We start from the raw sequence: 13230 nt of genomic DNA on the forward strand, positions 1-13230 counted from the left end.
ATGAGTGAGTCTTCGTAAAGGACAATGAAAGAGAGGGGAAATGAATAAGATATGTAAACGCATTTTTTCGTAATGGTATAGCGTTGCATTATTTTATGATGAACTACATCGTAAAAATCAAATCATTTTAAGATTGTTAAAAAGTAATATGAATAATTACTACTAAGTATTTTGCGTGGTAGTAGTGACAATGTTTCTTAACTTTTTAAGGGTAATATCGGTTTTTTTTTGTAGAAAGAATGGCTCTGATACAGCAAAGCTAGATTTAGCTATCAATGTTTTAGTGCGTTGTATGAAACAACCAATCATGCATTTAGGGCTATTATTGTTAACCATGGTTGTTTCGGTTAACGCAAGAGCTGATAGTGATCATTTATTATTACCTCAAGATCCGGCTTGGATCACTGGAAAGCTTGTTACAGGTTTTACATATCACATATTGCCAGTTGATGAGCAAAGCGATCGAATACAGTTATACCTTCGCGTTAAAGCGGGCTCTGTACAAGAAACGGATCAGCAAAAAGGTTATGCTCATTTGCTTGAGCATATGGCATTTAATGGCACAAAACATTTTCCTAAAAACGAAATTATCAGGCTTTTTGAGCAAGCTGGATTAGAGTTTGGCCGTGATCTAAATGCTTTTACAAGTTTTGAAAATACCGTCTATCAACTAAGCATTCCTGAGGGTAATGAGCAATTATTAAAAAAAGTTTTACAATATTTAGCTGATATTAGTTATCAAATAAATTTGGAACAAGATGAAATAGCGAAAGAGATTGGTGTTGTCCAAGGTGAAATTTATTCTCGTGCTAATTTAATTGATAATCCTTATATTGCTTATATGGAGAATTTTGGTGAGGGAACTAAATATCAATATCAGAAAATAACAGGTACAGTTAATAGTATAAAGAAAGCTACACATAAAGGTCTTAAGGCTTACTATGATAGTTGGTATCACCCTACTAATATGGAGCTTTTAATTGTAGGAAATGTAAAAGAGAAGACCACAGTTAAATTTATAAAAGAACAGTTCTCTGATTTTAAAGGGTATCGTCAATTAGAGTTGAAACAACCACCGCATTTACCAACCTTTAAGCAAACGCCTTTTACCGTTTTTAGCTCACAGATAAAAGAAGAAACGTCATCGCTTGTATTTAATTTGTCAGATTATCAATATAAAACGTATCAAGATGATTATCATAATAGATTAGTTAACTTTTTGAATCAATTGATTAATCATCGTTTAACGCGAAGTAATGAGTTGTTAAAAACACCTTATAAATATGCATATTCTTATCTTGGGACACCGAATGATGCCGGTAATAAGTGGGTTTACTCATTAGGTGTTGGTCATGATAATTTTTATAAGAATAGAAGCGGAGCAATAAAATTTTTAGCAAGTGAAGTGGCTAGATTACATCAATATGGTTTCACCAATGAAGAGTTTGAGCTACAAAAAAATTTATTATCAGCACAGATAATAAAATCAAATGTTGATTATAAAAATCAGAAATCAGTTGATATTATAAACAGAGCGTTAGATTCATTAATACATAATAAAGTGAATGTTTCTCCATCGTTAGATAACACTTTAGCGAAAAAATTTTTAGCTGAAATACGTTTAGATGAAATTAATAATTTTACGTCTGAAGTATTAGTTAACCCACAATTTAGCGCGTTTTATACAAAAGGGGCAGGGGCTCCTGATACAGATAAGATTATTGCTGATATTCAGCAGATTCTTTTGACTAAGCAGAGTCTACCTAATGGTAGTTTGGTCACAGAGAGTAAAGCATTAATCGTCAATTTACCTTCCTTAGGAAAAATTGTTAAAAGTAGTGATCATCCTAAATATAATATGCAAGAATTACATTTAGACAATGGCGTCGCGGTTTTATTACAGCCTGATGCCAGTGCTGATGGAAAAGTGTATTTAGAATTTTCAGCGCCAGGTGGTATTACAATACTTGATCCTAAATATAGAGCTGCTGCTGTTGCGTTAACTGATATATATCTTAACAGTGGTTTGTCAGGTATGACGAATCAGCAAACGACACAGTTGTTTCAACTCAATAATACTCAGCTAATTCCTTATATTAGCAATACTACACAAGGCTTCACGATAGAAACGGTGGCAGACAATTTAGATTTTGCGATGTCGAGTATTTATGCTGCTATGTTAAACGGAGAAATTGATGACACTGTGTTTCATCATGTTAAGCAATCTATGATTCAATGGACCAGAAATAATGATCCTAACTTTGAGTCGGTCACGAAAGGTGACTTGTTTTCACATAATCCTTATGAAGGTAAGTTATCACTTAAACAGTTATATGATCTTGATAAAGACAAAGTCAAAACTGTATATAAGCGGTTATTTGGTCATGCGAATGGGTATAAACTCACTGTAATTGGTGATTTTGAACCGTTAAAAGCGAAAGCCTTAATAGAAAAATATATAGGTAGCTTACCAGAAGGCAAAAAGCATCAATATACAACGAAAAAACAACCCGTTTTAAATAAGAAAGTGAGTTTAAAAAGGGGAATTAATAAATTAGATCGTGCAGATTTAGTGTTTAATTTTATTTTTGAGGCAACAGAACCGAATATTAAAGATATATATGCATCGGATCTTATCTCTCGAATCTTACAAAGAAAAATGCTTACCTATGTTAGAGAAGAACTCTCGCTGACCTATTCACCTAACGCTTGGTGTGGCTCTGCAACACCTGGAAGTAATTATGCACGATGTCAGATAAACGTGGTAACTGATAAAAAAGATGCAAAAAAAGGTATTGAGGCGGTGGAGTATGCATTAGCTGATCTTTATAAAACAGGAGTACCGCAATTTGAGTTGGATGAGCATAAAAAAGCTTTAGTTTTAGCGATGCTTGATAATGATAAGTTGCCGAAAGATCGGGCTTGGTTTGTTCATCGAGATTTTATCAATGGCTTTCCTATCGGTGCAGTTCTAGAGCCACAAACTGTGGTTGATGAAATTGATAAGGCTTATATTGACTCATTGATTAACCACTATTTAAAAAATGCGGGGCAGGTCACTTTAACTGTTTTACCTTAGCGTTTTTCAGTGATAAAGCTTTTTAAATTAAATAAGGATAATAAAACTAGAAAACTGTTCCATATTTCTATATTCATGACGTTTTAGTCAGTGTAATTGCATCGATAATGGTGAAATAGGGAAGGGGAAAATCGCATTTGTTCTGTTTTTAGTTACGGTTATTTTTAGCAAACTGAGTACAGTTTCTAGAGAGGAGAACCGTTATGACTATAACGAATGTGATGTCGCAATTTTACCTTCAACGTCTTAATGATACTGAAAATAACGAAGAATATGATGCCATAATCAAAATGCTTACGTTATGTAACTGGGTGCCTCGTGTTCAAGATGAAGAAGAATAAGTGTGTAGCTAGAAACCGCCAATAAAAGAACGTTATTGGCGGTGTAAATTCTTTCGTATTAGCTACGTTTTGCAGGTGTGTACGAACGACCTGCAGCTTGATACGTTTCTTTATCGTTAATTTCAAAGGTCGTGTAGAAGAACCATGCAATGAAGCGCATCAGCTCATCATTAGCATTCATTACCCACTCGGCAAATTCTTCTTCTTCACCTTGGTCGTTTTCTTGAGTGAAAACGTGGTAAATACGCTGTTGTCCGTCGATTTCAGCAAGACTAAAGTGACCAATCATTGCTGCTGCCGTTTCTGCAATTTCAGGCTCATCGTTGTCTTTCAACGCATTTAGGATCGCTGAAACGCTATCGAGTGCTGCCAATTCTTTTACTAAAATCTCAAATTCTTCTTGTTGCATGCTTAATATCTCTGTGGCGTTTTCCGCTATTGTAATCGTAATTAAATCGACGACCTAATTTTTCCATAGAAAGAGCAGTCATGGCCTTAATCGTTTTTCGGTTGAGAATAAATTGGACCTAATAGTTCGAGTTGGGTCAAGTACATACGCATATCAAATTCTAATTGATGATAGCGAGGTTCCATGTGGCAACATAATGCGTAAAACGCTTTATTGTGTTCTTTCTCTCGCAAGTGTGCCAATTCATGAACCACAATCATACGTAGGAATTCAAGTGGCGCAGACTTAAAAACGGAAGCAATACGGATTTCATGCTTGGCTTTTAGCTTACTTCCATGGACACGCGAGATGAAGGTATGTAGGCCTAGTGCATGATTAATAACGTTGATCTTATTATCGTAAGCGACTTTACTGATCGGCGCTGATTTTTTTAGGTAGGCATTTTTAAGTTCAACGACATAATCATACAGTGCTTTTTCTGTTTTGATGTTATGTGGCGTCGGGTAGCGCTTTAAAAGCAGTGTCTTGAGCGTATCATTATCGATAAGCTGTTGTACTTGATCAGTAAGATGAGTTGGATAACCCTGTAGATATTTTAGTGGCTGCATAACGTGACAAAATAGATAAAACGGTCATGCTATAAGTTGATCGCATTTGAGGCAAATAAAATATCTACTGGATGTAATTATATCTATAATATCAAAGTGATATCTTAATTTTTTTTAGAAGGCTTTCTGTATGTCGTTGCGTCTCCCACCTCCAATATTATTGTTATTATCCGTGTTAGCCATGTACTTACTTTCTCGCTTTTATCCGATTCTAACCATTGACTTTAGTGGTAAGAGTTTTCTGGTTTCGGTGTTGTGTTTTATTGGCGTTATCCCAGGATTTACAGCGATAATTGCGTTTGCAAAGGCCAATACAACAATTGATCCCCGCCATCCACAGAAAACATCACGGTTGGTGACGACCGGTATTTATCGCTTTACGCGGAATCCAATGTATATAGGGTTAGTTTTTTTCTTGTTAGCTGCTGCTTTTTATTTTTCTGCGCTGAGCTGCTTTATGATCGTACCTGTTTTTATATGGGTGATGAACAATTTTCAAATAGAGCCAGAAGAAGAGGTATTACTCGCGATGTTTGGTGAAGAATATCTGCAATATTGCAGAAATGTTCGTCGCTGGTGCTAATACGTCAGACGATATTAATTGATAATAGAGAGTGTAAGGAAAATAACGGTTTACCTCGACGTCATTTTCCTTACACTTGCGAGCACGTGAGTTTATTACTTAAAAGATTAAGTAATAAAGAGACAAAAGAAAACTGAGGGAAAACGAATGAGCAAAGCGAAAATTGGTATTGTTACGGTAAGTGATCGCGCAAGTGCTGGCATTTATGAAGACATTTCAGGCCAAGCGATTATCGATACGCTAAATGATTATTTAACCTCAGAGTGGGAGCCTGTTTATAAGGTGATCCCTGATGAGCAAGATGTGATTGAAGCAACACTTATTACAATGGCAGACGAAGAAAATTGCAGCCTTATTGTTACGACAGGCGGCACTGGCCCTGCTAAGCGTGACGTGACACCTGAAGCGACTGAAGCGGTTTGCGATCGTATGATGCCAGGTTTTGGTGAATTGATGCGTGCTGAATCACTTAAGTTTGTACCCACTGCGATATTGTCTCGCCAAACTGCGGGTTTACGTGGCGATAGCTTAATTGTTAATTTACCAGGTAAGCCTAAATCGATTCGCGAATGCTTAGATGCTGTTTTTCCTGCAATTCCATACTGTATTGATTTAATGGATGGTCCATTCTTAGAATGTGATGATGCGGTGATAAAGCCTTTTAGACCAAAACAGAAGTAATATAGCGCTATAAATAAAAAAGTAACCTTATGGTTACTTTTTTATTTAGCCAGAGTAAAAAGGCAGTGTATATATATACAGTATTATGAGTTCCATATCTTTTCTTGTTATTTTTTTGTAAATGAAATTAGTACTTGCTCACGAAATTAAGCATAATATAAATATGAATTCCAAAATTATTTATTCATATTCTCAAAACTGAAATTCAAAAAAAACACGTAAAAAATAAAATCATTTAAAAACATATAGTTAGTTATTTTTGTTTTTTAAATATATACTTAAACTTATATTTGGTGCCTTTTTGAACAGTATTTGACTTTATATTAATCATTTGTTTTTCAATTGCTATTATAATATTCTATGCGACCAAAGAGGAACATCTCTGATATTTATTACACATACTGTGTATTTATCCATTATATAAATAAACAGTATGTTTTATGGTTTTTAAAGCAGGCTAGAATATGGATGTTAAACAAAGCTGGGGTTTTATTTCAATTTCAATTGGCGTTGTATCGCTATTATGGGCAAGTATTTCTTTAAGTGGTATGGTCGGACAAGAGCACGTACTAATGGAAATGGGTGCATATATTCATGCGAGCAGTACTGATTTGCCTAATGCAAATTATGCAGAAAAAGTTTTAGCCGCTGAGCGTCATAAAAACTTTGTGGTGTTATTAACGGGCCTTGTAATGGCATTGATCGGCTCGATCATGGTTAAAGGTCGATTTAACAAGTTTTAAATTACTTTTTTTATCAGAATACCGCAACCATGTATGTTAAAAGTACATGGTTGCGGTGTATAAACCGATATTACTGCGCAGATTGTGGTGTTACGTCTTTGGGTACGTAAGCTTTCGTTCCCCAAAGAGGCACAGTTGATAAGCTATGCTTGTAGCTACCTGATGTTTCTTTTGTTGAGTATGATAAATACATCAATGTTTCAGAAGCAGGATCATAAATACGACGAATTTTCATTGTTTTAAAGAAAATACTTTTCGACTTTTTAAATACCACTTCACCCGATTTCGATTTGTCTATTTTTGCAATCATATCAGGTGTTATTTCACCTGTTTGACGACATGAAATCGATGAATCGGATGGATCTGCAAGGCTTAAATCTGCCTCAATACTTGCTATATGACAGGTAACACCGGGCACTAATGGGTCAACTAAAGTATTTAATTTAATATCTTTGGTGGTAAATACCCCTAGTGATACATCGCCAACTTCATTATCTGAACAACCACTTGTTAATAGCGCTGATGCTACCAATCCTGCCACCATTATGGCTTTTTTCATTATTCTCTCCTTAGTCTATTCGCCGTAATCGATTTGTTTTTATTTACGGTAGATCGAATATATAGCTTTATACGTGAAAAATGTCTTATTTTCACTAAACGTTTGATATTTAAACCACATATTAAGGTTTTGCTATTTTTAGGACAAAAAAAACCGAGATACGGCTTGAGTAACTCGGATAAGTGGCGCTACAAGGCTCCAAATCAAAAACGTTTTGTTAGAGGAAATGCATGAAAATCGAACAATATTGGTCATCGTTGATAGTTGTACGAAAAAAAAATAAGAAAAGTTTAAATTTATTTTTATTTGTTTATCTATATGTTTATTAAAGGTTTTATAGAGTTAGGATAGGGCATGTTAGATTTAAAAAATGTTATACTTATAACGTTTTTTCAAAATTGTGCTTTTCAGAATGAATAAATACACATAGGATAAATGTAACGGTATTGTTACAGGGAAATTTGTTAGGGACTTCACAGTTACTGTCTATGGGAGGATATTATGTCGAATATTCTTACTTTTCCAGTAAAAGAACAACCGAGAGAGCGGACACCTTTAGAAACCATTGTTGAGCAGGAACTGCTTGATTTAAATGCTGATCAATACATGATTGATGTCGTTTTAGAGCGAATGGAGAAGTTTTTGGCTCTAGCATCTTTTGAGTTTGATTTAAAAATGAAGGTATCAAAGGAATGTTTAGATGAAATGCATGAGAACGTATTTCCTGCTATATCGGAAATGCAAGCGTCAGTTCGTGACAACATGAATGAAATTCTGACAGAACGTGTATTACATGAGATCCGTCTTTATAATCTTGAAATGCAAGCAGTAAGATAATATATCTATTTTTTGAGTATCGACTTTGTTACAGATAGCGTTTATAAATAATTTACCGATATAAAGCCACTTTAAACAGTGGCTTTATTTTTGTCATTAAAACGGCAATAGATTGAAACCCCTTCGTCATTTATCCTTTTTATACTGACACCAAATTCGGTGATTTGCGGTGAAAGTATGGAAACGGACACGCCTTTTTTACTTCCAAGAAAAACGCCACTAGGTATTGCTGAGAACGTGGCTGAATGGGTGACAGGACTAAAGCAGCTTAATCAGTATTATTTAAAACGCCCCGTTGATTCAGATAGAACAACTTTTGTGCGCTATGCGTTAGAATCGTTAGGGATTGATTATCAACTCCAACAAGGCTCGGTACAAACGATCCCACAGCAAGGCTCAACCTTGATTGTTGCCAATCATCCTCTTGGCGGTGTGGAAGGCATTATTCTTGCTGAGCTTCTGCTCTCAGTTCGTGCAGATATAAAAATTTTGGCTAATCAATATTTAAAAACAGTGCCTGAATTAGATTCTCTGTTCATTGGCGTTGATGTTTTTGAAAGTCAATCCACAGTAAAAGCGAATGCAAAAGCAGTAAGAGAAGCACATCATCACCTTGCTGCGGGGGGCTTATTGCTGGTATTCCCAGCAGGAGAAGTATCGACTAAAGATCAAAAAAAAAGGTTAGTCGATAAAAGTTGGAATCGCTCGGTCAGTCGCTTTATTCGCCGTCATGAAGCAGTTGTAGTGCCGATTTTTATTAGTGGTGAAAACAGTAAAAAGTTTTATTTAGCAGGGAAAATTCATCCTTTATTACGTACAGCAATGCTTGGGCGAGAGATGCTAAATAAACGCCAACAATGTATAGGGCTAGCGATCGGTGAAGCTATACATTATTCGGAAGTGAAAAATATTAATGATGACTATCAATTAGTTAATTACTTACGGCTCAATACATATCTTTTAGGTTCAAGCTATTTATCTCAGTCAACAAAGCAAGAACCAGTATCGAACCCTGAAATGGCTACGATCCATCCTCCTATCCCAGCTCAATTACTAGCAGCAGAAATTGCACATTTGCCACATGATCAGAAGCTTATTGAAAATTCTCGCTTTGATGTTTATTGCACCACAGCTGCAGACGCGCCACATTTATTAAAAGAAATTGGTAGAGTGCGAGAAGTTAATTTTAGGGCTGTCGGGGAAGGCACTGGAAAAGCATTGGACTTAGATCGGTTTGATGACTTTTATTATCATTTATTCGTATGGGATAAAGAGCAGCAGCAGTTGGTTGGTGCATATCGTTTAGGAGCATCTGATCAAATCATACAGCAGCAAGGGATTGAAGGGTTATACTCAAGAACCTTGTTTAATTATGATCAGGCGTTAGTGAAACAGTTAGGTAATTCATTAGAATTAGGACGTTCTTTTGTTGCTCAGCCTTATCAGCGTAGCCTTAGCCCACTATTGTTACTGTGGAAGGGAATATGCGAATTTGTCTATCGTCATCCGCAATATACGCACTTATTTGGTCCTGTGAGTATAAGTAATGACTATAGTTTAGAGGCTCGCCAATTATTAGCGGCTAGTCTAGAGGTGCACTATTACGATCAGCAGGTAGCAACGTTGGTAAAGCCGAGTTATCCTTTGCCGAAAGGGGATCGTTGTTATCATCATCCCGATATATTGGCCGCGCTTACTGATATTCAACTGCTCTCAAAAGTTGTGAGTCGATTAGATAACGATAAGAAAGGTGTTCCTGTCTTATTAAGGCAATATCTAAGCTTAAATGGCAAGCTACTTTGCTTTAATGTTGATCCTGCTTTTAATGATGCGTTAGATGGTTTAGTTGTGGTTGATTTACGTCAGGTAGCAGAAAAGACGCTGGCTAAGTATATGGGACTTAAAAAGGCCAAACAGTACATAGCCTATCATCGATAGAGATTGAATCGATGACTTTCATAATGGGATAGCTTTACTATCAAGCTATCCCATTTTCATGGTGAGGGAGAATGTGTGTTATTTACTGATTAGGTTGCCACAACTTTTCAGCTCGTGTTCCGATAAACCAAAAGCTAAGTGCAAGTATCGCAAAGAAAAGTGCTTTATGGATCTCGCCCCAAAAATACGAGAAATATTCGGTATACAGCACAACTAACATAAAAGTAATACCAAATGCACGCGTCATAACATCATTAGTTTTTATGCCAATAACAATTGCGATAGTACAACAAGCCAAAGCTAAAAGGCTCCATGCCCATAATTCCACTTGTTTTATCTGTGACCACTCATGAAAACTGTCATAGTTACCGAATATAGTCAGTAGCCATAAAAAAGTGAAAAAATAGAACAGTCCAGCAAAACGCGTTGCTTCTGTTAGTGGTTTTACTATTTTTATTTTTGGAAAAAATAGACTAATTAAGATAATGATGGCGCCAAAACAAGTAAATTGCAGCGGAATATTCATTCCTAAAAAGAGGTAATGGCTATCACTTAAATAGGACGTTTCTGAGAGTAAATAAAGCCCCGCGCTTAATAAGAAAAATAACCAAATTAAAACTGATCTTAACTTGATACCTAACCCACAATAGATGATGGCAGGAATAGCAATAAATAGACTTTCTCGCCAATGTTCAGCGAATGCTGTTTTACTTAAAAAACCGACAGAAACAGCTGTGAGTAAAACACCAAAAAAGAAAATTGCTTCATTGCTAATACTTTTTTCAGGGAACTTAGTACGTCTTCTAACACCTAGATAGTATAAAGCGGCAGATAAAAACGCGGTAAAAATAGTTAAAACACTGGCTGGAGTATTAATCAATTTGGCCAATAACGACATTAAATAGTTATCAGCAACTAATAAAATGACGGAGAGGATAAAACAAGCGATAGCTATCCAGAATGAATAAACAGCAAGCAGTTTCCAGTCAAAATTTGCGACTTGATAACTTTGTCGTAATTGCTCACTTTGTTCCATAGTTACAAGTTTTTCTTGTTCCCAGTGCGCAATAGCTTCATCAAGGATTTGTGCTTTTCTTTTATTAAGCTTAAGTGTCATTTCACTGTCCTAGTAACAAAAGGCGTGCAAAGCGATCTATATAAGTTAGAACGCCATTTATTATTAAGCGAGAGGTTGCTTTGATAAGCACTGACGACATAAGCAGCGTCCTGAAGGACAATCTGCAGTATCGCGTTTATCTAATTCGAAACACCAACACGTTGTCTTTCCCGCACTAATATCGCAATGTGCGGGCTCATGGCATTCAGGGCAAAAATGAGTATCAGGCTGCCCCTTTATTTCAGCCATAACTGATTCTCGCTTGGCATCATCAAAGTTTTGCCATTCGATAACTTCTTTCATGGTGCGTAAGCAACCACTACAGATACCATCACTATTTTTACACTTGGCAACACATGGGCTTTTCACTACAAGCTCCCTTTTTACGATAATTTTTGATGTTGGCGAGTATATCAAAAACATCACTCACTCATAGCGTAGCTTATCAACAATATACTGAGCGATAGGAAAGCATGACGTAGCCGCTGGTGAAGGCGCGTTACATACGACAAGGCTTAATGTTGTTTGATGAAACATAAAATCATCAATCAGTTGGCCTTGTTTATTCACCGCTTGGGCTCGTATCCCGCATGGATACGGTTGTAAATCAGAGGTTGTTAATTGAGGGTAATAGCTCTGTACTTTAGCTAAATAAGAAGGTTTCCATACTGCTTGAGTAAACTCTGTCAATGCTGATGATAAGTGTTTGTATAGCAGAGGATATAAGCCTTTAAAGCTAAGTAAGTCCAAACTATCTTTAAGATTAAACATTGGTGAATCATAAGCTTCACGCGCAAAATTGAGGACGGCATTGGGTCCAACAGTAATGCTGCCATCGATCATTTTAGTTAAGTGGATCCCTAGAAAAGGCAAGGTAGGATCTGGGACAGGATAGATTAAATGGTTTATTTGATCGTTGTGCTTGTTTGGGAGTTGATAGTAATCGCCTCTAAAAGGAACAATAGAAAATGAGGGTTGAGTACCGAGCATAGAAACAATTCTATCGGATTGTAGTCCAGCACACGCAATTAATTTACCCGCGACAAATGTTTTCGTTTTACATTTAACAGCAACGCTATCAGTCTTTTCTTCTATTGCTTCAACGGTTTGATTAAAAATAACATGACCGTTGTGATGTCGGATCAACTCAACAAGTTTTTGACAAATCAATCGATAATTAACGATGGCAGAATCTGGGACAAAAATAGCACTCATGCCTGTAATGTTAGGCTCTTGTTGTTTCAGTGCATGCTGATCAAGAAGGGTGATATCAATATCAAGATGAGCAGCTCGTAATGCTAATTGTTGTAAACGTTGTTGCTCGGTTAGGTTTGTGGCAACGACTAATTTTCCACATTGTTCGAAAGGGATATTAAATTCATTACAAAAGGCTTTAATAGCTTGATTACCACGAAGACAAAAATCACTTTTTAAGCTGCCTGGAGGGTAATAAATACCAGCATGTATGACACCACTATTGTGGCCTGTTTGATGGAAAGCTTCATGAGCTTCTTTTTCGATAACCCATATCTTTTTTTGGGGAAAACGTTGTTGCAGCTCCCATGCTGTACTTAATCCAATTATTCCAGCCCCAATAACTAGAAAGTCACAATCTAACACTAAAACCTCCCATTGGTATGGCGATGCGTGATGAGAGTTATCATAAGGCTACTTACTATACGGAGTCGTTATTCAGTCGGTATCATGCTGAGGTTGTGATCTCATACAGTGAAATGTCATCATTTATATTGTCTATAGAAGCAATAGAAAGTTTATCAACAGGGCACATACCCACTTTTAGCATGACCTTTGCAGGATCTGTGATGCTTTTACTGTGGCGACCATAAATATGTTTGAGATGTAATCGGTTAAAACCAAACTCTTTAAGACGTTCAACCGCTTCAGTACAATATCCATTGCCCCAGTAAGGTACACCAATCCAATAACCCAATTGACCACTCCCGTTTTGTATATTTTCAAGTCCAGCACAGCCAACCAGTTGGTGATTTGCTTTTAATGTTATCGCAAAGATTGCTGAGTTCTGGGTGAGCCAACCACCTAAATGCTTACCAATCCATTTACCCGCCATACCGTCAGAGTAAGGATGAGGAACATTGATAGTACTATTTGCAATATCGATGTTGCCTGCTAAATGTTGAATTTTTGTCGCATCTGATAATTGTAGTGGACGAAGAATTAATCTGTCAGTTGTTAGTAGTGGTTGTGATTGGTACATAGTCTTAACGACCTCTCAACGTAGTTATTAATGCAATTAAAGGCATATTGTTGAGCTATTAAAACGTATTTTGATATGTACGTCCTCGATTCAATCAAA

The 13230-nt window shown here is 36.4% G+C and carries 14 protein-coding genes; 7 read left to right on the forward strand and 7 right to left on the reverse strand.

The window, feature by feature from the left end:
• Positions 1-292: 292 nt before the first annotated feature.
• On the forward strand, positions 293-3079 hold the full coding sequence (locus C9J45_RS15285) for a pitrilysin family protein (RefSeq protein WP_158260227.1): 2787 nt from the start codon (positions 293-295) through the stop codon (positions 3077-3079).
• A 203-nt stretch (positions 3080-3282) separates the two neighbouring features.
• Positions 3283-3420, forward strand: coding sequence for a hypothetical protein (locus tag C9J45_RS21680; RefSeq protein ID WP_181316924.1), 138 nt, complete (start codon positions 3283-3285; stop codon positions 3418-3420).
• 58 nt (positions 3421-3478) lie between these two features.
• On the opposite strand, the gene C9J45_RS15290 is transcribed toward C9J45_RS21680, so the two are convergent.
• Positions 3479-3829, reverse strand: coding sequence for a hypothetical protein (locus C9J45_RS15290; RefSeq protein WP_005364069.1), 351 nt, complete (start codon positions 3827-3829; stop codon positions 3479-3481).
• A gap of 86 nt (positions 3830-3915) precedes the next feature.
• On the reverse strand, positions 3916-4437 hold the full coding sequence (locus C9J45_RS15295) for a M48 family metallopeptidase (RefSeq protein WP_107292734.1): 522 nt from the start codon (positions 4435-4437) through the stop codon (positions 3916-3918).
• Between the two features lie 130 nt (positions 4438-4567).
• Here C9J45_RS15295 and C9J45_RS15300 point away from each other — a divergent pair, with 130 nt between their 5' ends.
• The 3 genes from C9J45_RS15300 to C9J45_RS15310 all read left to right on the forward strand — a co-directional run bounded on the left by C9J45_RS15300 (position 4568) and on the right by C9J45_RS15310 (position 6444).
• Positions 4568-5020 carry an isoprenylcysteine carboxylmethyltransferase family protein gene (locus C9J45_RS15300; RefSeq protein ID WP_107292735.1) on the forward strand — a complete coding sequence of 151 codons (453 nt, stop codon included), beginning with the start codon at positions 4568-4570 and terminating at the stop codon, positions 5018-5020.
• A 147-nt stretch (positions 5021-5167) separates the two neighbouring features.
• Complete coding sequence (gene mog, locus C9J45_RS15305) at positions 5168-5701, forward strand: molybdopterin adenylyltransferase (RefSeq protein ID WP_107259863.1); 534 nt, start codon at positions 5168-5170, stop codon at positions 5699-5701.
• A gap of 464 nt (positions 5702-6165) precedes the next feature.
• On the forward strand, positions 6166-6444 hold the full coding sequence (locus C9J45_RS15310) for a molybdenum cofactor biosynthesis protein (protein WP_107207051.1): 279 nt from the start codon (positions 6166-6168) through the stop codon (positions 6442-6444).
• A 70-nt stretch (positions 6445-6514) separates the two neighbouring features.
• Here the strand turns inward: C9J45_RS15310 and C9J45_RS15315 are convergent, their stop codons facing one another.
• Positions 6515-7003, reverse strand: a complete 489-nt coding sequence (locus tag C9J45_RS15315) for a CreA family protein (protein WP_045152230.1) — start codon at positions 7001-7003, stop codon at positions 6515-6517.
• A gap of 501 nt (positions 7004-7504) precedes the next feature.
• Between C9J45_RS15315 and C9J45_RS15320 the strand changes: the two genes are divergently transcribed.
• Positions 7505-7840: a hypothetical protein gene (locus tag C9J45_RS15320; protein WP_005364081.1), complete on the forward strand. Its 336-nt coding sequence runs from the start codon at positions 7505-7507 to the stop codon at positions 7838-7840.
• A gap of 177 nt (positions 7841-8017) precedes the next feature.
• Complete coding sequence (locus tag C9J45_RS15325) at positions 8018-9778, forward strand: lysophospholipid acyltransferase family protein (protein WP_107292736.1); 1761 nt, start codon at positions 8018-8020, stop codon at positions 9776-9778.
• Positions 9779-9860: 82 nt separating this feature from the next.
• On the opposite strand, the gene C9J45_RS15330 is transcribed toward C9J45_RS15325, so the two are convergent.
• The 4 genes from C9J45_RS15330 to C9J45_RS15345 form a co-directional block, all read right to left on the reverse strand.
• Positions 9861-10895 (reverse strand): DUF2157 domain-containing protein, encoded by a 1035-nt coding sequence (locus tag C9J45_RS15330; protein WP_107292737.1) that lies wholly within the window; start codon positions 10893-10895, stop codon positions 9861-9863.
• 63 nt (positions 10896-10958) lie between these two features.
• Entirely contained in the window at positions 10959-11264 is a 306-nt protein-coding gene (locus C9J45_RS15335; protein WP_107207048.1) for a DUF1289 domain-containing protein, read from the reverse strand.
• Between the two features lie 57 nt (positions 11265-11321).
• Complete coding sequence (gene lhgO / locus C9J45_RS15340; RefSeq protein WP_107292738.1) at positions 11322-12515, reverse strand: L-2-hydroxyglutarate oxidase; 1194 nt, start codon at positions 12513-12515, stop codon at positions 11322-11324.
• 82 nt (positions 12516-12597) lie between these two features.
• Positions 12598-13131 carry a GNAT family N-acetyltransferase gene (locus C9J45_RS15345; RefSeq protein WP_107207046.1) on the reverse strand — a complete coding sequence of 178 codons (534 nt, stop codon included), beginning with the start codon at positions 13129-13131 and terminating at the stop codon, positions 12598-12600.
• Positions 13132-13230: the final 99 nt, after the last annotated feature.

The organism is Photobacterium sp. GB-1 (genome assembly GCF_003026165.1).
Lineage (GTDB): Bacteria > Pseudomonadota > Gammaproteobacteria > Enterobacterales > Vibrionaceae > Photobacterium.

Bases quoted from the DNA above. Each gene is read 5' to 3' on its own strand.
- C9J45_RS15285 (WP_158260227.1), top strand. From the start codon at position 293: ATGAAACAACCAATCATGCATTTAGGGCTATTATTGTTAACCATGGTT.
- C9J45_RS21680 (WP_181316924.1), top strand. From the start codon at position 3,283: ATGACTATAACGAATGTGATGTCGCAATTTTACCTTCAACGTCTTAAT.
- C9J45_RS15290 (WP_005364069.1), bottom strand. From the start codon at position 3,829: ATGCAACAAGAAGAATTTGAGATTTTAGTAAAAGAATTGGCAGCACTC.
- C9J45_RS15295 (WP_107292734.1), bottom strand. From the start codon at position 4,437: ATGCAGCCACTAAAATATCTACAGGGTTATCCAACTCATCTTACTGAT.
- C9J45_RS15300 (WP_107292735.1), top strand. From the start codon at position 4,568: ATGTCGTTGCGTCTCCCACCTCCAATATTATTGTTATTATCCGTGTTA.
- mog (WP_107259863.1), top strand. From the start codon at position 5,168: ATGAGCAAAGCGAAAATTGGTATTGTTACGGTAAGTGATCGCGCAAGT.
- C9J45_RS15310 (WP_107207051.1), top strand. From the start codon at position 6,166: ATGGATGTTAAACAAAGCTGGGGTTTTATTTCAATTTCAATTGGCGTT.
- C9J45_RS15315 (WP_045152230.1), bottom strand. From the start codon at position 7,003: ATGAAAAAAGCCATAATGGTGGCAGGATTGGTAGCATCAGCGCTATTA.
- C9J45_RS15320 (WP_005364081.1), top strand. From the start codon at position 7,505: ATGTCGAATATTCTTACTTTTCCAGTAAAAGAACAACCGAGAGAGCGG.
- C9J45_RS15325 (WP_107292736.1), top strand. From the start codon at position 8,018: ATGGAAACGGACACGCCTTTTTTACTTCCAAGAAAAACGCCACTAGGT.
- C9J45_RS15330 (WP_107292737.1), bottom strand. From the start codon at position 10,895: ATGACACTTAAGCTTAATAAAAGAAAAGCACAAATCCTTGATGAAGCT.
- C9J45_RS15345 (WP_107207046.1), bottom strand. From the start codon at position 13,131: ATGTACCAATCACAACCACTACTAACAACTGACAGATTAATTCTTCGT.